General features: G+C 61.5%; 19 protein-coding genes and 2 pseudogenes. 7 read left to right on the top strand and 14 right to left on the bottom strand.

Annotation, left to right across the window (positions count from 1 at the left end; genetic code table 11):
• Positions 1–10 precede the first annotated feature (10 nt).
• The 11 genes from nrfF to ACTG2G_RS01255 all read right to left on the bottom strand — a co-directional run bounded on the left by nrfF (position 11) and on the right by ACTG2G_RS01255 (position 13,273).
• The gene (gene nrfF / locus ACTG2G_RS01305) at positions 11–1,216 is read right to left on the bottom strand and encodes a heme lyase NrfEFG subunit NrfF (RefSeq protein ID WP_421387614.1); all 1,206 of its coding nucleotides are present in this window, start codon (positions 1,214–1,216) and stop codon (positions 11–13) included.
• Complete coding sequence (locus tag ACTG2G_RS01300) at positions 1,213–1,815, bottom strand: DsbE family thiol:disulfide interchange protein (RefSeq protein WP_439985074.1); 603 nt, start codon at positions 1,813–1,815, stop codon at positions 1,213–1,215. Before ACTG2G_RS01300 ends, nrfF begins: the two co-directional genes overlap by 4 nt.
• Positions 1,812–3,779 carry a heme lyase NrfEFG subunit NrfE gene (gene nrfE / locus ACTG2G_RS01295; protein WP_421387610.1) on the bottom strand — a complete coding sequence of 656 codons (1,968 nt, stop codon included), beginning with the start codon at positions 3,777–3,779 and terminating at the stop codon, positions 1,812–1,814. Before nrfE ends, ACTG2G_RS01300 begins: the two co-directional genes overlap by 4 nt.
• 172 nt (positions 3,780–3,951) lie before the next feature.
• A complete protein-coding gene (nrfD, locus tag ACTG2G_RS01290; protein ID WP_421387609.1) occupies positions 3,952–4,905 on the bottom strand; it encodes a cytochrome c nitrite reductase subunit NrfD in 954 nt (317 codons plus the stop codon).
• Between the two features lie 87 nt (positions 4,906–4,992).
• Positions 4,993–5,673 (bottom strand): cytochrome c nitrite reductase Fe-S protein, encoded by a 681-nt coding sequence (nrfC, locus tag ACTG2G_RS01285; RefSeq protein WP_439985072.1) that lies wholly within the window; start codon positions 5,671–5,673, stop codon positions 4,993–4,995.
• Positions 5,670–6,269, bottom strand: coding sequence for a cytochrome c nitrite reductase pentaheme subunit (gene nrfB / locus ACTG2G_RS01280; RefSeq protein ID WP_439985070.1), 600 nt, complete (start codon positions 6,267–6,269; stop codon positions 5,670–5,672). The genes nrfC and nrfB overlap by 4 nt, the downstream gene beginning before the upstream one ends.
• 53 nt (positions 6,270–6,322) lie before the next feature.
• On the bottom strand, positions 6,323–7,768 hold the full coding sequence (gene nrfA / locus ACTG2G_RS01275) for an ammonia-forming nitrite reductase cytochrome c552 subunit (RefSeq protein ID WP_421387606.1): 1,446 nt from the start codon (positions 7,766–7,768) through the stop codon (positions 6,323–6,325).
• A 624-nt stretch (positions 7,769–8,392) separates the two neighbouring features.
• Positions 8,393–9,595, bottom strand: coding sequence for an anaerobic glycerol-3-phosphate dehydrogenase subunit GlpC (glpC, locus tag ACTG2G_RS01270; protein ID WP_421387605.1), 1,203 nt, complete (start codon positions 9,593–9,595; stop codon positions 8,393–8,395).
• Positions 9,596–9,646: 51 nt separating this feature from the next.
• Positions 9,647–10,912 carry a glycerol-3-phosphate dehydrogenase subunit GlpB gene (gene glpB, locus ACTG2G_RS01265; protein WP_421387604.1) on the bottom strand — a complete coding sequence of 422 codons (1,266 nt, stop codon included), beginning with the start codon at positions 10,910–10,912 and terminating at the stop codon, positions 9,647–9,649.
• Positions 10,902–12,575: an anaerobic glycerol-3-phosphate dehydrogenase subunit A gene (gene glpA / locus ACTG2G_RS01260; RefSeq protein ID WP_421387602.1), complete on the bottom strand. Its 1,674-nt coding sequence runs from the start codon at positions 12,573–12,575 to the stop codon at positions 10,902–10,904. Before glpA ends, glpB begins: the two co-directional genes overlap by 11 nt.
• Before the next feature lie 242 nt (positions 12,576–12,817).
• Positions 12,818–13,273 (bottom strand): YchJ family protein, encoded by a 456-nt coding sequence (locus ACTG2G_RS01255; protein ID WP_103251176.1) that lies wholly within the window; start codon positions 13,271–13,273, stop codon positions 12,818–12,820.
• Between the two features lie 123 nt (positions 13,274–13,396).
• On the opposite strand from ACTG2G_RS01255, the pseudogene ACTG2G_RS01250 reads away from it, so the two are divergent.
• From ACTG2G_RS01250 to ACTG2G_RS01235, 4 genes and pseudogenes are all read left to right on the top strand, one after another.
• Positions 13,397–15,063: pseudogene (locus tag ACTG2G_RS01250) on the top strand (methyl-accepting chemotaxis protein).
• A 132-nt stretch (positions 15,064–15,195) separates the two neighbouring features.
• Complete coding sequence (locus ACTG2G_RS01245) at positions 15,196–16,407, top strand: ROK family transcriptional regulator (protein WP_103251204.1); 1,212 nt, start codon at positions 15,196–15,198, stop codon at positions 16,405–16,407.
• 173 nt (positions 16,408–16,580) lie between these two features.
• Positions 16,581–17,336: a tRNA-uridine aminocarboxypropyltransferase gene (locus tag ACTG2G_RS01240; protein WP_139732235.1), complete on the top strand. Its 756-nt coding sequence runs from the start codon at positions 16,581–16,583 to the stop codon at positions 17,334–17,336.
• A 181-nt stretch (positions 17,337–17,517) separates the two neighbouring features.
• Positions 17,518–18,294: a TSUP family transporter gene (locus ACTG2G_RS01235; RefSeq protein ID WP_005333472.1), complete on the top strand. Its 777-nt coding sequence runs from the start codon at positions 17,518–17,520 to the stop codon at positions 18,292–18,294.
• Positions 18,295–18,370: 76 nt separating this feature from the next.
• On the opposite strand, the gene ACTG2G_RS01230 is transcribed toward ACTG2G_RS01235, so the two are convergent.
• The gene (locus ACTG2G_RS01230; RefSeq protein WP_064338079.1) at positions 18,371–19,237 is read right to left on the bottom strand and encodes a LysR family transcriptional regulator; all 867 of its coding nucleotides are present in this window, start codon (positions 19,235–19,237) and stop codon (positions 18,371–18,373) included.
• Between the two features lie 69 nt (positions 19,238–19,306).
• Entirely contained in the window at positions 19,307–20,224 is a 918-nt protein-coding gene (locus ACTG2G_RS01225; RefSeq protein WP_439985067.1) for a DMT family transporter, read from the bottom strand.
• Positions 20,225–20,397: 173 nt separating this feature from the next.
• On the opposite strand from ACTG2G_RS01225, the gene ACTG2G_RS01220 reads away from it, so the two are divergent.
• The 3 genes and pseudogenes from ACTG2G_RS01220 to ACTG2G_RS01210 all read left to right on the top strand — a co-directional run bounded on the left by ACTG2G_RS01220 (position 20,398) and on the right by ACTG2G_RS01210 (position 24,092).
• On the top strand, positions 20,398–21,276 hold the full coding sequence (locus ACTG2G_RS01220) for a helix-turn-helix domain-containing protein (RefSeq protein ID WP_106843840.1): 879 nt from the start codon (positions 20,398–20,400) through the stop codon (positions 21,274–21,276).
• Between the two features lie 262 nt (positions 21,277–21,538).
• Positions 21,539–23,176 (top strand): ATP-dependent endonuclease, encoded by a 1,638-nt coding sequence (locus tag ACTG2G_RS01215; protein ID WP_124929339.1) that lies wholly within the window; start codon positions 21,539–21,541, stop codon positions 23,174–23,176.
• A gap of 198 nt (positions 23,177–23,374) precedes the next feature.
• Positions 23,375–24,092: pseudogene (locus ACTG2G_RS01210) on the top strand (hypothetical protein).
• 94 nt (positions 24,093–24,186) lie between these two features.
• Here ACTG2G_RS01210 and glgX read toward each other — a convergent pair.
• Positions 24,187–26,250, bottom strand: a complete 2,064-nt coding sequence (glgX, locus tag ACTG2G_RS01205; RefSeq protein WP_421387597.1) for a glycogen debranching protein GlgX — start codon at positions 26,248–26,250, stop codon at positions 24,187–24,189.
• Between the last annotated feature and the right edge of the window lie 5 nt (positions 26,251–26,255).

Here is a 26,255-nt window from a genome sequence, read left to right as displayed (position 1 = left end):
AATCAAGGGGTTACCCGCCCATTATGCTTGCCGTCTGGATCGCCTCAATCAGCGCGGCCCGGTTGATGCGAGGGCGCTCGCCATCGAGCAGTTGCTGCCACAGGGCAATGGCCTGACTGTAGCGACCATGCAGGAAGTGATCGGAGGCGAGCAGCATCAGGGCGCTCACTTCCCCCGCGTCCTGCTTGAGGGCACTCTCCAGCAGGCGGGTTGCCTCGGGAGTCAGCTGCTGGCCCGCCTGATAGTAGAGCACGGTGGCTTGGGCGGCTTGAGTCGCCGCGCTGGCGCCCCCCTCCAGCAGAGCGAGACGTTGGTAGGCGAGCAGGGCGTTGTCATATTCACCCCGATAGAGATAGAGTTGGCCGAGCGCCGCCCAGCTGTCGAGATCGGCAGGATTGCGCTGAAGTTTCTGATGCAGACTCCCCAGCTCCTTGTCTTGCAGATCCCGCGGGCTCAACCCCGCCAGCGGATCGGGGCGCGACTGATAAGCCTGCCATGCCTGATAGCGGCCGGTGCTGAGATAGACAGCGGCCACGGCTACGAATGCCATGATACCAAGCAGCAACAAGGCCCACCCGTGCCGGTTATTGCGGCCGCGATTGTCATGCTGGTTGGCCAGTCGCTCGCGCAGGGCCAGCTCAGCCGCCGGGATGGCGTTGGCCAAGCGGGCGGCGCTCAGCTCCCTGTAGAGTGGCTGGTCGGGGGAGAGGCCTGCCTGCTCCCCGTGCATGATCAGCAAATTCAATTCGCTGCGCGGATCGGCGGCGGGTTGAGGGGGGGCCTCAACGATGGCCTTAACGACAGGGATGGGTTGCGCCTTTGTGCGCGTCAGGCGACGAAACAGGGTCAACAGTGCCAGCCCCAACAGCAGCAGGGGGCCGCCCCACAGCAGCGCCGTGCTGGCCTTGAAGGGGGGATCGTAGCGGACGAAATCGCCGAAGCGCTCCGTCATGCGGGCGATCACCAGCTCATCGCTCTGTCCCTCGTCCACCCAGCGGTAGACCTCTAGCCGCAGATCCCGGGCGATGGGGGAGTTGGACTCCACCAGGTTCTGGTTCTGGCACTGGGGGCAGCGCAGGGCGCGGGCCAGCTCTTGCGCCCGATTTTGCAGCTCGGGATGGCGAAACTGATAGGTATCGACCCCGCTGGAATATGCAGTGGCACTCAGTAGCATGCCGAGGGCCAGCAGGGCGCAGGCAAGAGAACGGCACATCATGGCTGTGTCTCCCGAGCTGATGTTGCAATAGATGGCGCAATTGCGTGTGCCGTTGTAGCGGCCTTTATCTGCGCATCAGTTCGCGCCTGGTCGAGCAGGGGGGCAAACTGACGTTGCCAGATCTCCTGGGTGAGCAGGCCGGTATGACGGGTCAGCAGGGCGCCATCGGCATCAAAGAGATAGGTTTCCGGCGTGCCGTAGACGCCGAGCTCAAGGGCCAGTTTGCCGTCAGGGTCGGCCAGCACAGCGCGATAGGGGTTGCCCGCCTGGATAAGCCAGGCGCGGGCGGCCTCTCTCTTGTCCCGGTAGTTGAGACCATAGAGGGGCACGGTGCCCGCGAGCTCGCTGAGCAACGGATGTTCGGCGCGGCAGTTGACGCACCAGCTGGCCCAGACGTTAAGGACAAAGGGCTCGCCCTTGAGGCTTGTGGTCTGGATCTGACTCCCACCCAGCAGATTGTCGCTCTGCCACGCAGGCAGGGTACGTCCGAGCGTCGCCTCATCCTGGCTATATGGATTGTTGCCAAGGCCGAGCCAGAGCAGGGCGCCGAGGCCCAGGGTCAGCAGCAAGGGAAGAAAGAGACGCAGGCGGGATCTCATAACGCCTCCTGTCCGAGCCGGGGACGGGAGGTGCCAACCGTAACGGAACGGGAGGCGAGCAAGGGGCGACGGGCGAGCAGACGCAGGGCGCCACCTGCCATCATCAACAGGCCACCGAGCCAGATCCAGCGCACCAGCGGCTTGTAGTGCAGCCGCATGGCATAGGCATCTGGCCCCATCTTCTCACCCAGCACCACGTAGAGATCGCCGAGCATTCCCCACGCGATGCCCGGCTCGTTCATGTTCATGGTGCGAACGCTGTAGTGGCGCCGCTCCGGCGTCAGCCGCGCCACCTCTTTACCGTTCTTGTGCACGCTAAGCGTGATCCGCTCGGCGGTATAGTTGGGGCCGATCACCGGCTCGCGCCCCTCATAGCGAAATTCGAAGGCACCGAGCTGGTAGGGCTGGTTGGCACTTAGCACAGTGCCCCCCTCCTGACTGTGGTGACTCACCTGCGCGATGCCAAGGGCGCACACCGCCACCCCGAGGTGGGCCAGCAAGCTGCCGAGCCGATTGAGGGTGAGCTCGCGCAGCGACGTCGGTTGCAAGAGCGGGAGCAGCAGGCTGGCCATCAGCCAGAGGCTCACCATATTGGCGAGGATGCCAATCCAGCTACCGACAAACGATCCCTGTTCCAGATAGGCAAGGCTAAGCAGCCCGCCACCAAGCAGGCCAAACAGTGGCGGCAACAAAGTGTTGAGTCGGGAACCTGCGACAAGCAGCTGCCAGCGCAGGCGCGGCAGTTGGGTCATCAGCACCATCAGGCAAAGGGCCAGCGGCACGAAGATGGTATTGAAATAGGGGGCGCCCACCGACAGCGAGCCCAGATGGAGCGACTGGAACACCATGGGGTAGAAGGTGCCGAGTAGCACGCTGGCGCAGGCCACGCAGAGCAGCAGGATGGCGGCGCCGAGCAGCCCCTCCTTTGACAGCAAACCAAAGCGGGCATAGGGGGCGTGAATGTCTGCGCGCAGGGCAAACAGGGTGAGGGCGCAGGTCAATAGCAAACCGAGCAGCAACAAGAGGGTGAGGCCGCGGCTGGGGTCCACCGCAAAGGCGTGCACCGAGGTGAGTACCCCGGAGCGCACCACAAAGGTGCCGAGCAGGCTCAGGGCAAAGGTAAAGATGGAGAGCAGCAGCACGGCATGGCCGTAAGCACCGCGCTTCTCGCAGACAATCAGGGCGTGCAGCAGGGCGGTGCCGAGCAGCCAGGGCAAGAGGGAGGCATTTTCTACCGGATCCCAGAACCACCAGCCACCCCAGCCGAGCTCGTAATAAGCCCACCAGGAACCCAGCACGATGCCGGCGGTGAGAAAGACCCAGGAGCCGAGCGCCCAGGGGCGGCTCCAGTGAGCCACGGCGCCATCGAGCCGCCCCGAGAGCAGCGCCGCCATGGCGAAGGCGAAGTTGACCGCAAAGCCGACGTAACCGAGATAGAGCAGGGGCGGGTGGATGATGAGGCCGATATCCTGCAGCATGGGGTTGAGATCGCGCCCCTCCAGCGGCCCCGGGAACTGGCGGTCAAACGGGCTGGAGAAGATCAGGGTATAGAGGCCGAACAGCCCGACGATCAGCCCCATGATGGCCAATACCCGGGTTGTAATAAGCGGATCGACCCGCTTGGAGCAAAGGGCCACCAGAGCGCCCCACAGCCCCAGCGCAAAGACGAAAAAGAGCATGGAGCCTTCATGGCCGCCCCACACCGCCGCCAGCTTGAAGCCCAGCGGCAGGGCACTGTTGGCGTGCTGGGCCACATAGCTGACGGTGAAATCATCCTGGCCAAAGCAGCTGGCGAGCAGCAGCAGGGCGGTCAACAGCAGGATGGCATTGATCAGCGCCAGCGGCGTGGCGCAGCGCAGCAGGGTCGGGGAGGCGAGCCGTAATCCCAGCCAGGGCAGGGTGCCCTGCAGCAAGGAGAGCGCCGCCGCCAGCAACAGTGAGAGATAGCCGAGCTCCGCCAGCACACAACCTCCAGTCAATCTTTGATGTCATTCATGTCATGGCACACACGTAGCGTCGTCTCGCTTTGGCGGGGAATATTGCCAAGCAACGGGTGTGGCATCACCAGAAATTCATTGGGCCAGCAACAAACTAGCGCCAGTCACCCGAGGGTGGCTGGCGCTGGTGATCATACCGTTATACGACTGTCATTTGACCGGCGTAGAGCACGAAGTAGCGCAGCAGCAGGATCCCCACCAGGGTCAGGCTGCAGACCAGCACCAGATGGCCGCTTCGCTCCCGCAGGGGCGCCGGGGTCAGAAGAGCCAGCAGCTGGGGCAGCAGCATGCCGATGCCCACCACCCCGATCCAGAACACCTGAGCCCAGAAGCCGCTGCCGATGGCCGCCCACATGGCCACCTCTTTCTGACCGCCACCGAAGTAGAGGCCGGTAAAGAAGCAGACCAGCAGCAGCACCTCCACCGCCAGCACCGGCCGCTCGAAGCGGTGAACAAAGCTCACCCCCTGGCTGTGATGGTTCTCCTTGAACAGGGTGACCGCCAGCAAGATGGTGGAGGCGATGCCAGAGCTGACGCCGGAGATGAGGAACAGCACCGGCAACACCGGATTGTTCAAGAGCGGATAGGTCTTGAGCGCCGACAGCAGAAAGCCGGTGTAGGCCCCCAATAGCACGGCAAGCAGCAGCAACAGCGGCGCCAGCAGCCGCTCGATGCGGGCAAGCCAAGCGATGAGATCATCCACAAAGGCGAACTTCTCTTGCAGCAGGTGACTGCGCAAGGTTTCGATCTCGGAGCGAAACACCACCGCCAGCCAGGCGAACAGCACCGCCATGTAGACCTGGAACAGCATGACCCCCATGGACATCACGGAGTCGAACTGATAGTGGAACATCAGCTTCCAGAAGGTCCAGGGGCGGGCCAAGTGGAAGATGAGGATCAGTAACCCCAGCACCACGCTCACCGGCGCCAGAATGGCAGTCGCTTTGATGATGCCGCTCTCGCTGCCGGCCCCCTTGCGGCGCAGCAGCACCGAGAGGGTGGTGGCTCCGGCGGAGATGCCGAGCAGAAAGAGATAGATGGCGATCGGCCAGTCCCAGACGAGTGAAGAGAAGTGAAATGCGTCATGCAACATGATCCATTCCTCCCTCTTTCACAGCAGTAGATGGCGATCGGGCAAATCCCCAGACAAGAGAGGGGAAGTGAAATGCCGCTTGCATGGTCATGACGTTATCTCCCCTTTGGGCACGCGGTACATCTTGGGTGAGGTGCCGAGCGCCTGCTTGTAGCGATAGGTGGTCTCCTTCACCAGCCGTTGGGCGATGGGGCTGTCCGGATCATCCAGATTGCCGAACACCAGCGCCTTGGTGGGGCAGGATTCCACGCACGCCGGCTCCTTGCCCGCCGCCAGGTTGGTCTTGCGGCAAAAGTCGCACTTGTCTGCCACTCGGGTGACCGGGTTGATAAAGCGCACCTGATAGGGGCAGGCGGCGAGGCAATACATGCAGCCGACGCAGAGATCCGCGTCGACATCGACGATGCCATCCTCCTTGCGGATATGGGAGGCGCCGGTGGGGCAGACGTGGACGCAGGGGGCGTTGTCGCAGTGCTGGCACGATTTGCGAAAAAAGTGGTACTCGGCGTCGGGAAATTCCCCGATGGGGCCTGAGCGGATGATCTCGAGGCGCGAGACCCCTTCCGGCACTTTGTTCACTTCCCGGCAGGCATCCATGCAAGCGGTGCAACCGATGCAGGCCGTCTCATCGTGGATCATGCCATAGCGGATCCCGTCGATGGTCTGGCTGTGGGCGAGGGGGGTGGCAAGGGAGCGATTCGACCCCGTCATCATGATGAGGGCCCCCGCGCCCATGCCCGCCATAAAATCACGGCGAGAGCAGCTCATGATGCCTCCTTGCCGGTAGCCGATTTGGACTGCTCCTGCCGGACCTTGCTGGCCTCATGTTGCTTGCTGTGGCAGTCGACGCAGAGCTTGATGCGGGATTTTTCCGGGATCCCCACCATGGGCTCCTTGGCCGGATGCAACTGGTGGCAGCTGGTGCAGGTGAGCTTGGTGGCGTGCACGTCGTGGGCCCAGAGCGCCTCGCGAAGCTCTTTGGGCTCGTGGCAGCTCATGCAGACCCCGTTCTGCTCGCTGATGGGATAAAGCTTGATGCTCTCTTTATCCTTCAGGCTGTGGCTGAAGCGCATCACATCTTTGACCCCTTCCCTGTGCTGGGGGGAGGGCTGGCCGTGGCAGTTGGTGCAGGTGACAGGTGCCAGGTTGTTGGGATTGGTCGCCTGACCATGCTTGCCGTGCATTCCCTCGCTCTGCTCTTTGTGACAGTCGGTACAGGCCTTGTCGGGATTGCGTAAAAATTCCACCTCATGTGTAGCTGGAACAGGGGCTGCTGCCGGCTCGGCCGCCTGACCCTGCAGGCTGGTGAGCAGCATGGCTGCCATCAGCATCAGTCGTAAAAAATCCATCGTTAAATCACCCATAGGAAGCCTCCATCCGCTGCGGGCCCGACTTGGCGCCGGACCCGCAGGCGCCGTTACTGTGCCAGCCGTCCGGCTGCTTTGGCCTCGGCATCCCAGGCGGGGACCGTGGTCTTGAGGAATTGGGCCTTGTCGCTGTTGAACTGCTTCATATCCATGCCAAGGGCGGCTTGCGCTTTCTCCTTGGTGGAGATGTCGGGGATGGCGATCTCGTGGCTGATCCCCTTGCTGGCCAACAGGCGCGCCAGCTTGGTGCGGGCGTCAGCGGCTTTATCCAGCGCGCTGCCAAGTACCTTGAGGGCCACTTCGGGGGCGTGCATCTGCACCCCGTGGGATGCGATGGCGTAGTCCCAGCGCCACTGGGCGTGACGGATGTCCTGCAGAATATCCTTCATCTCAGCCTCGGTGGCGCCGGCATCCCAGGCCGCCTTGGCTTCAAAGTGGGCGTGTACCAGCTGCTTCTCGACCTTCAGCTTGGTTTCGATTACCGCCTCTTTGCGCTGCTTGACGATCCCCTGCAGCATCTCCTTGCTCTGGGTATGACAGTTGCGGCAGGTCTGCTCGAAACGATCGAAGGGGTTCCCCACTTTGTGATCCGTGTAGACCTTGCCCTGCTCGTTCTGCACCTTGGGCATGTGGCAATCGACACAGGCGACGTTGTTCTGGCCGTGAATGCCGGCGCGCCAGGTTTCGTACTCGGGGTGCTGGGCTTTCAGCATGGGGGTTTTGGAGAGGGCATGAGTCCAGTCGGCAAAGCCGATTTCATCGTAATAGGCCTCCATCTGCTCCACCGTGGTGCCCTTGTCCCAGGGAAATTTGACCGCCTTGGTGGGGCCGCTGAAGTAGTACTCCACGTGGCACTGGCCGCACACCTGGGACTGCTGATCAAAGCGCCCCTGCTCCTTGAACGGCTTGCCGATGGCTGTCATGGCCCGATCGGCATAGGGACGGGAGAGGTGCAGGGCCGGTTTACCCTCCTTGAACTCCTTCGAGGCGGTGTCGTGGCAGTCGGCGCAGCCGATGGTGTTGACTACTTCCGGCCCACCTTTGGCCCACATCCCTTTGAAGTAGCCATCTTCACCCTTCTCGTCGATGACGCGGGCCACATCCGGGCCTTTGCAGCTCCAGCAGGCCATGGGTAGGGGGCCATCTTCGGCGGTTTTCGGGGCGCCGGTACGCAGGGTTTCCCGTACATCGGTCAGCGCATAGAAGTGGCCGCGCGGCTTGTTGTAATCCTTGGCGAAGGGGTAACCGCCCCACAGCACCACCATGTTGGGATCTTCCGCCAGCGCATCGGTGCGCTCCTTGCTCTCGCTGGTGGCTTGCCAGCTGGTGAACTGATCGGCGTGATCCTTGGCGAACAGCTCACTGCGCGCCTCGATCTTGCCTTTGGGTTGCGTGTCATCGGCTGCCTGTGCCCAGCCGCTGGTGCCAAGGCTGGTAGTCAGCAGCAGGGCGGCGAGGCCCAGCTTGATCTGTCTGTTGCGTGAACTCACGATCATCACTCCCTAATCGATCTCATTGCCAGACCTGACAGTTCCATCCTGGATGTGGGCATTGGTTCGCCCCCGCCAAGCAGGAGCAGGCAGGCCGCTTCATTGTTATTAGTGAATAAAACCCATGTTTTTATGCGATTGCTCGAGTTGGATATTACCAAATGGGTAAAAAGAATGATGATTTATCAGAGGGGGGCTTGCGCTAGATCAATTACCGAGAGCACCAACAGACAGAAATGAGATCCCGGTTAAATTATTAAGAAAGTCAGAATATTGGAAGTGTAATGAGTCTCTGTGGCGGGACGGAGCGACACCTGAGGTATGCCTGTGTTATTTGGCAAGGCATGCAGGATTATCTGTCATATCAATTATCTATTTATGGGTATAAAAATAATAAATGAATAAATATTCTTTTTTTGAGAGGGCTGTCGGTTACAGTCTGTACGGGCCGGGCGTTCCGCCGATGGGCGAGATGGTCGGCAACATCAATGAGAGAAGCCGGCAATGCCGGCTCCTCTCAGGTCTTATCGTGATCAGATACTGTTTGGGTTGCAGCCCCAAAGGCATGGTGGTGAACCAACGAATACCCCGGCTTCGGGGTTTACACCAGCGGATATGGTCACGCTCATCTTATGCCAGAGCCTGGGCCAGCAGATGAATGGGATGCTCGCAGCGGAAGCTGGTGCTCATCTCGATCTGCCATTTGCAGGTCTCGCAATCGGTGATCACCAGATCGGGGGAGAGGCGGTTGATCTGATCAAACAGCCCCTCGCCGATGGTCTGGCTGGTCTGGTAGTTCTCCGACTTGAAGCCGTAGGTGCCGGCGATACCGCAGCACTGGGACTCCAGTACCGTCACCTTGACCCCGGGAATGGCGCGCAGCAATTCGAGGGTGTAGATGACGCCCCCCATTTTTTCCATGTGGCAGGGGGTGTGGTAGGCGATGTGCAGATTGAGCGGCTTCATCGCCGGTTTGTTGCCCTTGTAGAACTCGTTCCACAGGAAGCGGGTCACCAGTGAGATGCGATCCCTCACCTTGTGGTTGTCCTGCTCCAGCAGGTGGGGATATTCATCGCGCAGGGTAAAGCCGCAGGTGGAGGAGGTGGCCAGCAGCGGCATCTCGTTGCCCAGCAGGGAGTTCTCCATCTGCTTGATATTGAAGGCCGCCTGCTGCTTGGCCTTGTCCATGAAGCCGTTGGCAATCAGTGGCACGCCGCAGCACTTCTCCCGCTCCAGCAGTTGGACACCAATGTTCATGGCGTTGAGCACCTGTACCAGCTCTTTGCCGAGTTGCGGGTGGTTGTAGTTGACGTAGCAGCCGTGGAAATAGGCTATTTGGCGCTCATAACGGGCCTGAGATGCTTTTTGCTTCTTGTACCAACCGCGGAAGGTGCCCTGGGAGTATTTGGGCAGGTCGCGGTGGGAGGAGACCCCCAGCGCCTTGTCCAGCACCAGCTTCATCGGCTTGAGGCCGGTGGTGAAGTTGACCACAGGCGCCATCAGGGTAGACATGCTGCCCATCAGATCGGTGTGGGAGAGCACGAACTCGCGGATCCCCGGTTTGAAGCCGCTGTACTTGTCTTTGGCCTTGGCGATTATGTCGCCGATGCGTACTCCACTCGGGCAGGCGACTTCGCAGCGCTTGCAGTTGGTGCAGTGCTTGAGGGCGCTGTCAAACAGCTCCGGGCTCTTGATGCGCAGCCGCTCCCCATCCGGGCCCGCCTGTTTCGGGCCGGGGTAGGCGGGGTTGGCCTTGGCCACCGGACAGTAGGCGGTACAGACGGTGCATTTGATGCACTGATCGAAAGTTTGATTGGCATGATCCAGTAGCATGTCAGTTCTCCTCCCGTAGGGTGTGAAGGCACGGGATATGGGACAAATAAATCATTGGGCGGCGCCCAGAATATGGCCGGCGGCCTGCCAGCCGGTGGCAACCGCGACACCGGAACCTGACCCCTCCTTGATGGGGTCATAGTGCGCCAGCACGCTGCCGGCGCCGTAGAGGTTGGTGAGCGGCTTGCCACCGCGCAGCACTCTGAGCTTGTCGTCGGTCTTGACCCCGAACCCCATAAAGGGGTGGTGGTCGAACAGGCGGCGACCGGCCCAGGCGTCGCGCTCCTCCAGACTCAGCACATCGGCATCGAAGATGGGTTCGCGAATGCCGCGCAGACGGGACTCCAGCCCGCGGCTGAAGAAGCTGCCGGAGGCGAGCACGAAGTTGTCGGCTTCAAACAGCTGGTCATCGCCATTCTGGGTGTGTACGCCGACCACCCGATCCCCCTCGTAACGGGCGCCCAGCACCCGCTCGCTGGTGAGGAAGGTGCCGCCAAGGGCCATGAAGCGGCGCTTGAGCGCCTCCTGCATTCTCATTCCGATCAGAGACGGCGGCATGGTGGCCACCTCCTTGATGGTGCAGCCGGTACGCTGTTCCAGCTCCGCCAGACGCGGGCCAACCAGCCCCAGCGACAGGCAGGCGGGTAGCACGATATGGCGGCAGTCGGGCACGCCGCTCTCCTGCACCATTCGACTGATCTCGCTGGCCAGATCGGCCACCAGATGGTGCTTGTCACACAGGCGCGCGATGTCGGCAGAGCGAAACTCATGGGGATTGCGGCTGAATTCCGCCAGCTGGGGCAGGCGGATGTCACCAGTCAGAATGCGGCAGTGGGCAAAACGCGGATGGGTCGCCAGATTGGCCGCCGCCAGTGCCGGATGAAAGTCGCGAAAGCCCTCGAGGGTGGCCAGCAGTAGCACGTCCGGGATCGGTGCATCGGTGACGCAGGCGCAAGTATCGGGGGAGAGCCAGGTACGTTTGAGAGTGCCGATAGGGGTCAGGCGCTCATGGTTGGTCTCGTGGTGCACCAGCGGCAGCCCCTGCTCGGCGCAGTGGCGCTGCAGATTGGCCAGGCTCGCTTCGATATTTTGCATCCCTACTTTGCTGTAGGGGTGATCCGGATGGGCTGCCATAAATGCAGGTAGCGCAGCGCGGGGATCTCCCTCGCTGTCGAGCAGATCGACCGAGCCGGAGGAGAAGTGCAGGGCGCTCTGGCCGGAGGCCATCAGCAGGGTCTTCTGGCCCGCCTCTACCAGCCGCAGGGCGGCCGAGAGTCCCGCCATACCACCACCGATAACGATATTGTCAAACTTCATGACGGCTCTCCTTGTGAGTGGTCTCGCTGGTTGGGCCGCGTGGGGTATCGGCAACCAGCTGCGGCGCCGTCCATTCTCCCAGGCCAAACAGCCCTTCGTAGATCCAGTAGGTGAACTCGGCCTCGCGCAGGGCATCGCCCCACAGGACGGGGCGGGTGCCCTTGTAACGCTCCTCCAGGAACTGGCGCAGCATGACGCAGGCCTGACGACCGTCAGCCTTGCCATACTCCTGCATCAGACCGGCGGCGCGGTAGGCGCAGAGCTCGCCCTGACAGGGCCCCATCCCCAGACGGGTGCGGCGGCGCAGATCGATGAGGTTGTCCACATCCAGCTCGCGCAGGGCGTATTCGATTTCGCCTGCGGTGACCATTTCGCACTCGCAGATGAGGGCGTTGGCCTTGGGATTGTCACGGAAGAAGGCGATGACCCGCTCGCCGTGGCGGTATTGGGCTGAGCCTTCGACCGGCACCGAGAGACCGGGGGCGGAGACCTTTTCCGGATCCCGCGAGCCGGGCAGGCTCAGTTCGGCGGTCTGGCAGGGCTTGCTGTTGCCGAGTTTCTTGGCCAGCAGATCGGTGGCCCACTCAGCCATCAGGCGGTAGGTCATCAGCTTGCCGCCGGTGATAGTGTTGAAGCCCTTGAGACCATCCCGCTCGGCGTGATCGAGCAGCACGATACCGCGGCTGATGTTGCGGCCGGTGTCGTCACCGTCCACCGCCACCAGCGGGCGCACCCCGGCGTAGGCGCGCAACAGGCGGGTGCGCGCCATGATGGGAGCAAGCTTGATACCTTCGCGCAGCAGCACTTCCACCTCTTCCGGTTCGACGGTGAGCTGGTCAATCTTGTTGTAATCAATGCGACTGGAGGTGGTGCCGATGAGGGAGATGGTATCGCCTGGCACCAGAATGTCCGCATCCGCCGGTTTGCGGGCGCGGTTGAGCACCAACTGGTTGATGCGGTAATCCATGATGAGCAGGGAGCCCTTGGCCGGGAACATGCGGATGCCGAGATCGGCGTATTCGCAAATTTGCTGGCCCCAGATGCCGGCGGCGTTGATCACCTCCTGACACTCTACCTCGAACGCTTCGCCGGTGCGGGTGTTGATGGCCTTGACCCCGTACACCCGATCTTGCGTGCGCAGCAGTCCCAGCACCTTGCTGTGGGTGAAGATACGGGCGCCATGCTCTTTGGCGTCCAGCACGTTGGCGGCGGCGAGGCGGAACGGGTCGACCGTGCCGTCCGGCACATGGATGGCGCCGATCATCGCCGGGTTGGCGTTGGGCTCCATGCGCAGGGCTTCACCGGGATCGAGCTGGCGGGTTTCGATACCGGCCAGGGCGCAGGCATCCATAAAGGTGGTTTGGAAATTGATGTCATCTTCCGGCAGGGTGAGGAAGAGGCCGCCCGTGTCTTCGACACAGTGGCTGGCAATCCGCTTGAGGATGCGGTTTTCCTGGATGCATTCGCGGGCGGACTCCTGATCCGTCACCGCGTAGCGGGCACCGGAATGGAGCAGGCCGTGGTTGCGGCCGGTGGTGCCGGCGGCGATATCATCGCGCTCGAGCAGGATGCAGTCGATGCCGCGCAGTGCGCAATCGCGCATGATGCCGGCCCCTGTGGCACCGCCGCCTATGATGACGACTTGTGTAGTTATTCTTTTCATTGTTGCCCGTCTCATCTCTTCCAGATGAGGCCAGTGTGGCCTACTTCTGAGTGGAAATGTTTGATATGGGCCAAATTTGCGCTCGCAAACGCTCATTTGCTCGCGCGTTAATGAGCATTGTGTGACATTTGTCACGCTTGTTATCGCATCGGTTTGTGGGCTGGTGGCGAATAACAGGCACAAAAAAGGGGCATCGGATGCCCCTTGTCACTGTTTGACGAGTCTGGTGGGTGTGTTAGGGGTCAGCCGCAGCACTTTTTGTGTTTTTTGCCGCTGCCACAGGGGCAGGGATCGTTGCGCCCCGCCTTGAGGGGCGCCGGATCCTGCTCTCCCTCGGTGTAGACCCAGCGCCCCTGATAACGCACGAAGCGGGAGCGCTCATGGAGGCAGTGGCGCTCATCCCCCTCCAGAAACCAGGCTTTGAACTCCACCATCCCGGTTTCATCCTCCGAGCCGCCCTGGCTGGCGATGATCTCTAGACCATCCCAGCGGGTGTCGATGCGTGAAAGCTCTTCGGCGGTGAGGCTGCCAAGGTGGGCCGGGTGCCAGCTATAGACCAGATACTCCCCCAGACCAAGCACAAAAGCACTGTAGCGCGAGCGCATCAGCTGCTCCGGGGTGTCAGCCACCGCGCCACTGTGACGTAAGCCACAGCACAATTCGAGAGAAAGGGTTGAGCCGCAAGGACAAAGATTCATGATTTTCACGTTCTGGCCGATTTGTTTAAGGGAATTGTAACGAAAGCTGGGCTCGCCCTGCCAGCACCTATACTGATGGGTAAGCAAGGAATTCCAATAAAAACAGCTGCAAGGATGTGAAAGATGACGCTAAAACAGAAAATCCTGTTATTGGGTGCAGTACCCGTGCTGCTGATGGCCCTGGTGGTCAATCTCAGTAACTACATGGTCTCCAAGAGCGACCTGGAGTCTGAGCTGGTGGTGGCGAGGGAGAATGCCATCAAGGAGGTAAAGCGCTGCTCAGCAGTTACATCATGATGGCCAAAACCGCCGTCGATGCCGTTTATGCACAGCCGGATTCTCCGGAAAATCGTCAGAAGGTCAAAGAGCTGCTCAGGCCGTTGCGTTACGGCAGCGATGGCTATTTCTTTGTCTATGACTTCGAGGGCAACACTATATTGCTGCCTACCCGTGCCGAGCTGGAGGGAAAAAATCGCTGGAACGACAAGGATGCCAAGGGCAAGTTGCTGATCCAGGACATTATCAAGGTGGCCCGTCAGGGGGATGGCTTTGCCGAGTACTGGACGGCCAAACCTTCCATTGGTCGTGATGCTCCCAAGCTCGCCTACAACATTGCGCTCGACAAATACCAGTGGGTTATCGGTACCGGTTTCTATATCGATGACATCGACAACGAGCTGGCGGCCCTGCGCGCCGAGCGCGAAAGCAATATGCACGAGTCGCTGCAGAGCAGTGTGCTGGTGATCTTGCTGATCCTGGGTGTCACCCTGGCGGCGACCGTGATCGTGGGGAATCGGGTTACCAAGCCGCTGGCTGATGCCGTGCTGGCATTGAACGATATTGCCAATGGTGACGGGGATCTCACCCAGCGCCTCAAGGTGCAGAGCGACGATGAAATTGGCCAGCTGGCCAGCGCCTTCAACCGCTTTGTCGAGCGGATCCAGTCGGTGGTGAGTCAGGTTGGCGAGACCAGTAACCATCTCTTCACCGCTGTTGACAAGCTGCACCATCTGAGCGAGCACTATGACCAGCAGATGCATGGCCATAGCCGGGAAACCGATCAGGTGGTGACTGCGGTGACCGAGATGAGCTCCACTGCCCAGGAGGTGGCGGCCAGTGCTTCCAATGCCGCGACAGCAACCAGTGATGCCGCCCGTGAGTCCGACGCAGCTCGTGGTGTGGTCAGTACGGCTATCAACAGCATCAACCGACTGGTGGGGGAGGTGCATACTGCTGCTGGCGTCATCGCACAGTTGGCCCAAGAGACCGCCAAGATTGGCTCGGTGGTGGAGGTCATTCGCGGCATTGCCGAGCAGACCAACCTGTTGGCGCTGAATGCCGCTATCGAGGCGGCCCGTGCCGGTGAGCAGGGGCGCGGCTTTGCGGTGGTGGCGGATGAAGTGCGTTCGCTGGCCGGTCGTACCCAACAGAGCACCAAAGAGATCAATGAGATGCTCCAGCGCTTGCAAGGGGGGGTGAAGCAGGCGGTGGATGTGATGCAGGCGAGCGAGGATCGCAGTCAGGAGACGGTGCAGGAGGCAAGCCATATTGCCAGCTCCCTCGACAGCATGGTGATGGCGGTCAGTACCATCAACGATATGAATATCCAGATCGCTACCGCCGCCGAAGAGCAGCATGCGGTGTCGGAGGAGATTAACAAGAACCTGGTAGCGATCCAGCAGATCGTCAGCGAGCTGACCGACGCAGCCATGGAGTCCAACAGCACCACCCGCGATCTGGCCAATACCGGCGACAAATTGCGCAAACTGGTATCGCAATTCCGTTATTGATCTTGTAATGGTCCGTGACGGCAACCACAAGATGCGGCCTGACCCCCGGTTCAGGCCGCACTTTATTTGGGGATTGACCAATAATGTGTGAAAATTGCCAGCCTCTTTTTTTCAGCCTTTGCCCCATACCCTATGAATGAGATCGTGAAAGGTAGTATCGATTTGATCCGGCAGCTCAACTACGGCCTGGTCTATGCCAGCCTGGAAGAGCACAAGGAGCTGTCGCGCACCGATCTCTCCCGCCTGACCGGCCTCTCGCCTGCCAGTATCACCAAGATCACCAGGGAACTGCTCGATGGGGGTCTGGTGGTCACCTGTGGTGAAAGTTCGGTGGGGCGTGGCCGTCGTCAGACCTTGCTGCGCATCAACGAGCGCCGCTTTCAGTTTCTCTCCATGCGTCTTGGCCGTGGCTACGTGGATATGGCGCTGTTTGATTTCTCCGGTCGCTCGCTGGCCCGCCAGCGCCACCTCTTTACCGAGGAGGAGCGCGCCGATCTGCTGGGCAGTCTGGTGCACGCCATCAAGGTGTTTTTGCCAAGAAAGTCCCTCAATCTGGCCTGTATCGCCCTCTGTCTGCCGGGTCAGGTAGAGCGCCACTCCGGCATGGTCAAGCACTTCCCCTTCTACGATCTGCGCAACTGGCCCCTTGGCCCGACACTGCAACAGGCGTTCTCGGTACCTGTGCTGGTAAGCGGTGACGTGCGCACCTGGATCCAGGCTGAGCGGGAGTGGGGGGCTGCCAAAAATTGCGCCGATGCGGTACTGGTGTTCGTGCACAACGACATCGGGGTCGGCATGGTGGTCAATGGCCAGCTTATCGAGAGCGAGAATGCGCTGCTCGGAGATCTCAGCCACCTGCAGCTCGAGCCCTATGGCCAGCGCTGCTACTGCGGCGGTTTTGGTTGTGCCTGCACCCTGGTGACCAATCAGGCGCTGGAGGCGCAATACCGGGATCTGCGCGAGCGGATGCAGGAGCACGACTTGCCCGAGAGCGTCACCATCCGCGAGCTGTGCGAGCTGGCGCTGGCAGGCAACAGCCTCTGTCAGGATATTCTCCATCAGGCGGCGGGTCGTCTCTCCAAGGTACTCTCCAATCTCATCTGCCTGCTCAATCCGGGCAAGCTGCTGCTCGGGGGCGAGATCACCCGTGCCGATCGGCTGCTGTTCCCCATGCTGCACCAGTCGCTGGCCAGCCAGTTGCCCGCCGAATATCTGGTGCGGCTGCAGATTGAATCCACCCACTTCTACGAAGATCCCACCAAGCCCACTTCGGTGCAGGTGCACAAGGCACTGCGCGATGGCAGCCTGTTGCTGGAGCTGCTGCGCAGCTGTCAGGAGTCGTAAGGCAAGAGGAGTGGGCACTGCATCTGGCGAAAGGGGCAGGGATTGCTGTTCCGCCAGCGCGTAACTCGGTACAATCTTGCGCTTTTCCGGCAGCCCCCTGTTATCGCGCCCTATGGCGCCGTGACATGTTGGCACCGCTGCCGTTCCTGTTTTGACTCCAGTTGTGAACCTAGATGAAGCCTGTTCCTGATCACGCCGTCAACCGCCTGCGGGCCTGGCGCAAGAGTATCTCTACCCGACCGTTTCTTGCCCGTGGCGGCACCCTGGCCCGCTGTCCGGCCTGTCAGCTGCGCGAGGATTGGTGTGCCTGCGAGTGGCGCCCCGAGCTCAAAGCGGAGGCCGGTTTCTGCCTGCTGATGTATGACAGCGAGCCGATGAAGCCCTCCAACACCGGTCGCCTGATCGCCGATGTGTTGCCGGATTCCACCTGGGCGTTTCTCTGGTCGCGCACCCAGCCCCATCCCGAGCTGCTGGCCCTGCTGGCCGATCCCGCCTGGCAGCCCTATGTAGTCTTTCCCGCTTGCGAGAAGGCGCCTGCCCGCCTGACCGGCGAGGTGACGTTGGCACCGGGTAAAAAACCGCTCTTTATCCTGCTTGATGGCACCTGGCCGGAGGCGCGCAAGATGTTCAACAAGAGCCCCTATCTGGACGGTTATCCGGTGCTCGCCATCAAACCCGATACGCTCTCCACCTACGGTATGCGGGTCGCCAACTGCGATGAGCACCTCTGCACCGCCGAAGTGGCGGCCTGCGTGCTGGAAGTGGCGGGGGAGCTCAAGGCGGGGCAGGCACTGCAGCACTGGTTCAACTTGTTCAGCAGCCGCTACATGGCCGGTCGGGTCAGCCGTTTCCCCAGTGCCGATGAGGATCATCTCTGTGAGGCGCTGGCGGCCATCAAGGAAGCGAACGTCGCTTCACCGGCTTGCTAACGGGCCCTCTGAGCTCAAATAAATGAAAATCAGGAATCAATTGGCTGCCACTGTTTCGTTAGATTCATGGGCAGTGGCCCGTTAGGATAGCGGACAGCCTGTGCAGCCCCCCGCACAACGTCGTTTTGGTTATCTCCGGTTGCTCGACCCTTCGGGCAACCCACTCTCGTGAGGTCTATGGATGGAATTGGAACTGGTTACTCTGTTTGCCCTGTTCGGTGTAGCGCTTGTCGCCGGCTTTATCGATGCCATCGCCGGTGGCGGCGGCCTGTTGACGGTGCCTGCACTGCTGGCCACCGGCATGCCCCCCGCGCTGGTGCTTGGCACCAACAAGCTGCAGAGCAGTTTTGGCTCCTTCTCCGCCACCTGGTTCTATGCCCGCAAGGGGCTGCTGGAGTGGGCCATGATCTGGCCTGCGGTGATCTGCACCTTTATCGGTGCGGCCATCGGCACGCTGGCGGTGCAGACCATAGATGCCGCCATTCTCGAGCGCCTGCTCCCTTTCCTGCTGATGGCCTTTGCCTGCTACTTCTACTTCTCACCGCGGGTAAGCGATGCCGAGAGCTCCCGCCGTCTGACTCCCATGCTGTTTGCGCTGCTGGTGGGGGGCGGGGTCGGCTTCTATGACGGCTTCTTCGGGCCGGGGACCGGTTCATTCTTTGCCATCGGTTTCGTGGCGCTGGCAGGCTTTGGCATGGCGCGCGCCACCGCCCACACCAAGCTGCTCAACTTCACCTCGAATATCGCTTCCCTGCTGTTCTTTGCTCTTGGTGGCAAGGTGGTGTGGAGTGTCGGTTTTTGCATGGCGTTGGGGCAGTTTATCGGCGCCCGCTTTGGCTCCAAGATGGTGCTGAAAAAAGGGGTGAAGCTGATCAAGCCGCTACTGGTGACCGTCTCCTTGCTGATGTCCGCCAAGCTGGTGTGGAGCCAGTATCCGGAGCTGTTTGCCTGGATCTGATGTGCGCCTTGCTTGCCGCATCGCAATTGTTAATGGGGCCCTCGGGCCCCGTTGTCATATCTGGTGTTTTACAGCGCTAGCGCGGTGTGTCGCTGCAGTGGCGAAAGTGTTGGTGCAGGGCGCTCACCAGCCTGGCGATCCGCTCGCGCTTTAGGCTGTTTGGTCGGTAGACCAGATGCAGGGGACGGCCCAGTCCGGGCAGTGGGCGGGCCATCTCCCCCTGTTCGCCCACCAGCCCCAGCAGGCCAGCGGGGAGCAGTACAGGGCCAATGCCTGCCTTGGCCAGTTCGATGAGCGCCAGATAGGAGTCGAGCTCCATGGTGGGCTCCAATCCCATATCTGCCAGCGGTTCGCGCAGGTAGCGGTTGGAGGGGTTCTCCAGATCCATGGTAAGGATCTTGCGCCTGCTTTCTGCGCTGGCTGGTGGCAGGCTCTGCTGCGTTTCGCCCACCAGATAAAAGGGCTCCTCAAGCAGCAGATCGGCGCCGAGGCCATGGCCGGGTGGGAGCCGACCGGCGCAGATGCCGAGCAGGGCATCACCGCTGCGCACCCGCGCCAGAATGACCGGGGTGTGGTGGGTAGAGAGGGCAAGGTGGGGATCGCGCTCCAGATAGTCACGCATAAAGTGGGCGAGATAACCCGCCAGCAGGGTTTCGGAGCAGGCGATGGGGAGGGGGCTCTGATCCGCCAGATCCTGACTATCGGCAAGCACCCCCTTCATTTCGGCCAGACTCGGGGCCACTCGTTCCAGCAGCTCCTTGGCCTGCGGGGTGAGGCGGATCTGGCGCCCCTCCGGCTCGATCAGCTTCTTGCCGAGGCGCTGCTCCAGCTGGGCAATCCGCTTGCTCACCGCCGACTGGCTGATGTAGAGGCGACTGGCCACCTTGGCCATGGTTCCTTCACTTGCCAGCAGGCTCAGCGTCTCCAGCCCTTCCAGTAACATCTCGCCCCCTTGTTTATCGCCATCAGGATCGTCACAGATTGATCAGCGCTACCTTAGGGGCTGACTGGCTCAGGAGCAAGGGGCGTTTGCTGCCTTGGCCGGTCGAATGCGCCACTCGCTCAAGGGTGGCGCGAAGATCACCAGATTGCCGATGAGGCTGATCACCACTCCGGCCACCGAGACCGGCTGCCAGACAAAACCTTCGTAGAAGGTGGAGAGGGTAAGCGCCACCAGCGGAAAGAGCACGGTCGCGTAGGAGGCCTTGCTGGCACCGATGCGCCCAACCAGGGTCAGGTAGGCGGTAAAAGCGATTACCGATCCAAACAGGGCGAGATAGACCATGGCCGCCAGATAGTGGCCATCGGTCGGCACCACCAGTTGCTGCCCGAGCAATATGACCCAGCCCAGCAACAGCACCACGCCGTAAACCATGCCCCAGGGCACCAGTTGCAGTACGTGGTAGCCGTGGCGTTGGCCCCGGGCCGAGACCAGATTGCCCAGCGAAAAGCAGAGGGTGCCGCCGCAGGCGAGCAGCAGCCCCTTCCAGCCGTTTGCACCCAGTTGCGCATCCGCCAGCACCGGCCAGAACAGTAACAGGGTGCCAAAGAGCCCCAGCAAGGAGCCTTGCAACCAGCGCAGGGTGGGGCGCTTGCGCTCGAACAGCCAGAGGTTGAGGCCGTTGAAGATGCTGGCACTGGCAAAGATCACTGCCGACATGCCGCTCGGGATATAGCGGGTGGCGTGGTAAAAGCAGAGAAAGTTGGTGGAAAAGAGCAGGGCACCGAGCAGTGCGGCATAGCGCTGGCCGTGCCACGGCAGGCGTGGAAAGCGGCCGCTGGCGGTAAGCAGGGCAAACAGTGCCACCGCTGCCAGCAGGAAGCGATAGAGCACCGACACCTCGATGGGGATGGGGCCAAGTTGCCAGGCGATGGCAATCCAGGTGCTGCCCCAGATAAGCACGGTGGCAAGATAGAGCATCAGATTCATCACAGTTCCGGTGAGTCAGGGAGAGATGACCCACTATGGGGCGAGCCCTGATGGCTGGATTGCACCATCTTGCGGTTTTTCATCGCCCTGCGCTGTCATCTGCGGGCGCGGTCGGTAAGATGGATGGCAGCGGGATAACCCGTACACATAACCGGAACAGGTGGCAGGGGCGAATGAAAACAGCAGGGGTATTTGATGCACTGGTCAGCACCGGCGCCCGGCTGGAGGACGCTTGCTGGCTCGAACCCGGGCTCGGGGTGGCCAGTTGGCGCAATTGCTATGACCAGACCCGCTATCACAAGCCGGGCCACCACACCCTGAGCGTCTATCTGCAAGGAGGCGAGCAGACCGAGCGACTCGACGGGCCGGGTGGCCACGGCGGCACCGGCAAGGTGTGCATCATGCCGGATCACCACAGATCCGAGTGGCTGGTGCGCGAAGAGTTCCGATTCTTTCATCTCTACTTCACCCCGGCTCACCTCACCCGTATCGCCGAGGAGGTGTGTGACAAGGAGGGGCGCCACCTGCAACTGGTGGACAAGACCTTTATCGACGATCCGCAGGCGGCTTCGCTGGTGCAGCGCCAGTTGATGCAGCTGGAGTGGCAGCACGGGGTCGATCGGTTGGCGCTCTCCCACGGCGCCTGGATGTTGATCCTCCACGCCTATCGCCACCACACCGAGGAGGCTCCCGGTCTGCCGCCTCTGCGCGGCGGGCTGGCGCCGGTGGTGATCAAGCGGGTGCAGGAGTATCTGCAGGCCCATCTGGCCGATTCGGTCACGCTGACAGAGCTGGCCCAGCAGGCGGGGCTGAGCGAGTATCACTTTGCCCGCATGTTCGGCCAGAGTCTCGGCTGCCCGCCCCACCGCTATCTGCTGGGGCTGCGGCTCAAACGGGCCAAGCAGCTGTTGGCCGGCCCCGAGCCGCTGGCCAGTATCGCCAGTCAGTGTGGCTTCTCTTCCCAGGCCCATTTCGGCAATCGTTTTCGCGAGGCGTTTGGTTTGACGCCGGGGCAGTGGCGGGCGCAATTGTCATCTTCTCGTCACAGATAACCCTGAGACTTTGGACAAAAGAGGTGTACTCTCTACCACTTATCCATTGAAAGGAATGCCCATTGAATTATCGCAAACGTCAAATCCGTACCCGTCATCTCTGGTTCAGCCACTGGAATGCCCCGCAAGATCGCACCGCTGTTGTTACCCCTCCCGAACCTGCAGTGCCTCACAGTTCACGTTGAAAAAGCCCCGCCTGCGATAGGATTTTTCCGGTAACTTTGCCACTATTGCCCCATCACAATGATGTGGACATGGCTGGATGTTTCTGGAACGTATTGAAGTCAAAGGTTTTCGCGGTATAAATCGCCTGTCGCTCGGGCTGGATCACACCACAGTGCTGATCGGCGAGAATACCTGGGGTAAATCGAGCCTGCTGCGCGCCCTCTGGTGTCTGCTGGGGCAGGATGCCGAGCCCTATCAGTTCACCGCCGAGGATTTTCACCAACCGGAAGATCCCGAATTGGCCCCGGCGCGCCACTTGCAACTGGTGCTCACCTTCAGTGAGCACAGACCCCAGATGTGTCAGCACTCCCGTCGGCTGGCCCGTCTTTGCCCCTCCTGGGTGCTGCACAAGGACAAATTCCACCGCATTCACTATCGCGCCAGCGCCGAGCTGCAGGCGGATGGCTCTGTGCTCACCATTCACGACTTTCTCGACGGGGTAGGCAAGAGCCTGCCCATCGCCAACACCCACGAGCTGGTCTGCATGCTGATCACCATGAACCCGGTGTTCCGGCTGCGGGACGCCCGTACCGCTCGCAACGGGGTGGAGACATTGCAGTGGGGAGATCTCTCCGAGCATCGCCTGAGCGAGCTGGCGGACAAGCTGATCGACGAACCCCAGCGGATCGGCGAACCGGAGCTCAAAGAGGCGTTGCAGGCGGTGCGCCAGCTGATGGATCACTACTTCAACGCTCTGGCCCCCATCAAGAACAAGCCGCGCAGTCAGCGCGACATCATCAATCGCCCCATGACATTGCGCAATCCTGGCAACCTGCATACCCTGCTGCGCCGCGCCGATAACCGCGCGCTGCAGCTGGCGATGGCGGGGATGGCGGCTACCTTGTTGCAGGCGCGGGGCAACCGCGAGCTGGAGGAGGGGGCCCGTCCCATCATGATCCTGGAGGACCCGGAGAGCCGGCTGCACCCGACCATGCTGGCGCTGGCGTGGGGGCTGCTGGAACAACTGCCGGGCCAGAAGCTGCTCACCACCAACTCGGGGGACTTGCTCTCCTCCCTGCCGCTCAATCAGGTGCGGCGGCTGGTGCGCCGTCAGCAGGATATCCTCTGTCACCAGCTGGGGGGCGAGCGCTACAGCAGCGACGATCTGCGCAAGATCGCCTTCCATGTGCGGATCAACCGCCCCATGTCGCTGTTTGCCCGTTGCTGGCTGCTGGTGGAGGGGGAGACCGAGATCTGGCTGCTCTCCGAGCTGGCGCAGATCTGCGGTTACAGTCTGCGGGCCGAGGGGGTGCGGATCATCGAGTTTGCCCAGTGCGGCCAGTCGCCGCTCATCAAGGTGGCGCGGGATTTTGGCATCGAGTGGCACCTGCTGACCGATGGTGACGAGGCGGGGCTCAAGTATGCCACCTCGGCCCGTGGCCAGCTCAAGGGAGAGCGGGAGCGGGACCGACTGACCCAGCTCCCTGCCGCCGACATCGAGCACTACCTCTATCACAACGGTTTCGAAGCTGTGTTTCGCCGCGAGGCCGGGGTGGGCGGGCGCGCCATGTGGAGTGCCAGTCACATCATCAACAAGGCTATCCATCACCGCAGCAAGCCGGGAATGGCGCTGGCGGTGGTGGAAGAGGCGGAGCGGCTCGGCGCCGAACATATTCCGCCGGTGATCCGCCAGATGTTTGCCCGGGTGGTGGCGCTGGCCCGCGGTCAGGGCTAACGCCAGCGCTGCATCCCGTCAATATGGATATGGCTGCCAGCAGGGCACTCTTCAAGGTGGGCCCTGCTGGCGGCAAATTGCCCCTGATTGTTTGCCCACGATTGTTTGTCGCGATTGGGGATAGCCCTCGGTTTGGGTATACTCGCCCCTCTCTGGCGCCCCGGTGGCGCACCTCGAATCTTTACTGCTGGAGGCGTCGTGTTCGTCCAACTCCCTTTTTGGCTCTTTCCTCTCACCGGATTGATGGCGCTTGGCGCCCTGATCGCCCTCGGCATCGTGCTGTGGCGCGGTGATATCTGCCCTGGCCAGCGCTCGCGCATCAGTCAGCAGCTCTTCTCCATCTGGGTCATTACCGCGCTTTCCGATGCTGGCGGTCGAGGCCAAGGCGGCCAGCTGGCTCATCTGGAGTGGTGGGGCTGCACTGGTGCTCGGGGTTGGCTTGTCGCTGGCACAGTCACGGCTGGAGGGCAAGCGTTCAGTCCCCTCGACACTGCTTTGGCTACCGGCGTTGCCGCTCGCTCTCTATGGCATCGGGCTGCTGCAACTGCAGGGCTGGGTGAGCGGTCTGCTGCAGATGGCGATGCTGGGGGCGGCCTTTGCCCATCTGATGCTGCTGCGGGCCCGTCATCGTCTCAAGGCATTCAACACCCTGTTGCCGCTGGCCGGTCTGGTGGGGGCGATGGCCAGCCTTGTCTGGCTGGCAGTGCTGGTGGGCTGGCAAGGGGGTGAGGCCAATCTCGATGCCCTGATCCCGGCGGTGGTGACCCAGGCAGCGTTGCTGGTGGCCTCTCTGCTGCTCTGGTTCAGCCCGCTCTACTTGCAGCGTGATACCGCGCCTGTGGTGGTCTCCACCTCCCTGTGTGGCCTGCTGATTGCCCAGATTGCCGCTACCAGCGTGTTGCACCAGCTGATCTGACACTGGCGCTGAAAAGAGAAAGCCCCGAGCCTTGGCTCGGGGCTTTTGCATATCTGGTTTGCAGGTATCGCTGCTATTAATTCACAGCAATCGATCAATAGAAATCGTCGGCCCCGCAGATAAAGAGGCAACTGCTGCGCGGCTGGGCGAGATACTCCCGGGTCAGTCCCTCCAGCGGCATGCCGAAGGTGCAGATATCCTGCGGCGAGGGGAGGGCGGTATCGAGGATCCGTCGCCAGTAGCCGCCGACCCCCTTTGGCGGGCTCGGCAGGTTGAAGGTGAGGGGCTCCCAGTAGGCGTTGAACAGCACATAGAGCGCCAGCTTGGTTTCGCTCGACAGCGCCGACATGGCGATGGCGTGGGAGTGGGGGCTGAAATCCGGTTGTCCGGCGTTGACCCCGTGCCAGCAGATCTCGCTGTGGCGCAGGATCTCGGTGAGCGATAGCGGCATGCTCTCCTGCTCCGGGCGCTGGAACAGGTGTTTGCGGTATTGGATCAGCTCCTTCATAAAGCGGAACATCTCCTGACTGCGGGCGTTGGGTTGCCAATCCATCCAGCAGGTGGGGTTGTCCTGACAGTAGCCATTGTTGTTGCCATGCTGGGTGCGCAGCAGTTCATCGCCCATCAGCAGCATGGGGGAGCCCACCGAGAGCAGGGTGGCCACCATCATGTTCTTGGCCTGACGCATCCGCAGGGCGTTGATCTGGGGGTCTTCCGTTACCCCTTCGTGGCCGTGGTTCCAGCTGAAGTTGTGATCACAGCCATCGCGGTTCTGCTCGCCGTTGGCTTCGTTGTGCTTGTGGTTGTAGCTGGCCCAGTCCCACAGGGTAAAGCCGTCATGGCAGGTGACGAAGTTGATGCTCTTCTCGGGGTCGGCATGGTGATAGTGGTAGATATCGGGGCTGCCGCAGAGTCGCTCGACAAAGGCGGTCACGCTGTTATCGTCCCCCCTCAGAAAACGGCGCACATCGTCGCGGAACTGACCGTTCCATTCACGCCAGCGTGCGCCGGCGAGTGACCCCACCTGATAGAGCCCCCCCGCATCCCAGGCTTCGGCAATCAGCTTGATGTCGGCGATGTTGGGGTCGGTGTCTATGGTACGCAGGGTGGGGGCGTTGGCCTGCGGCTGGCCCGATTCATCCCGCGACAAAATGGCCGCCAGATCAAACCGGAAGCCATCGACGTGCATCTCCTGACGCCAGAAGTGGAGGCTGTCCATGATCATCCGCAGCACCACCGGATGGGCGCCGTTGAAGGTGTTGCCGCAGCCCGAATAGTTGGTGTCCTTCTGGTTGTTGTCGAGGATGTAGTAGGCCTCGTTGTCGATGCCGCGAAACGAGAAGGTGGGGCCATCATCACCCCCTTCGGCGGTGTGGTTGTAAACCACGTCCAGGATCACCTCGATATTGGCCTTGTGCAGCGCCTTGACCATGTCGCGAAATTCGGTCAGCGGATCATCGCCGCAGGCGTATTGGGCGTGGGGGGCGAAAAAGGACATGGGGCTGTAACCCCAGTAGTTGGAGAGTCCTTTGGGCGCATCCTGAGGATCGAACTGGAACACCGGCAGCAGCTCGACGGCGGTGACGCCGAGAGATTGCAGATAGGGGATCTTCTCAATCAGCCCGAGATAGGTGCCACGTAGCGCCGGATCGACCCCGGAGCTCGGGGACTTGGTAAAGCCCCCCAGATGCAGTTCGTAGATCACCGAGCGGGAGAGAGAGTGAGCAGGCAGTTTGTCTCCTTCCCAGTCGTAGTGGCGAGTATCGACCACCTTGTTCTTGGCGCAACAAGCCAGATTGCTGCCTGGACGGGCCGCCGCCCATCGATCGTAATTGGCGCCAAGCTCGATGCTGCGGCCGTAAGGGTCGAGCAACACCTTCTCGGCATCGAAGCGGGTGCCGCCATATGGGCGCCATGGGCCCTGAATGCGATAGGCGTAACGCTGCCCGACCGAGATCCCCTCCACATGGATATGCCAGTAGTAGGCGGTGCGGTTAAGGCGCGGGGAGAGGGGGATCACCTCGGGGGTCGCATCGTCTGCGCTTGCGAAGAGCAGCAGTTCGACCCGGCTGGCGAGGCGTGCCCAGATCGCAAAGTTGACGCCGTTACTGTCGGGTGTGGCCCCCAACTGACGGCAGTGACCGGCGGAGATGCGCATATTCT

It is taken from the genome of Aeromonas sp. 55A (assembly GCF_051919665.1).
Classification (GTDB): domain Bacteria; phylum Pseudomonadota; class Gammaproteobacteria; order Enterobacterales; family Aeromonadaceae; genus Aeromonas; species Aeromonas veronii.
The sequence above is the reverse complement of the archived record's forward strand: the minus strand, read 5'-3'. Positions and strand labels throughout refer to the sequence as shown.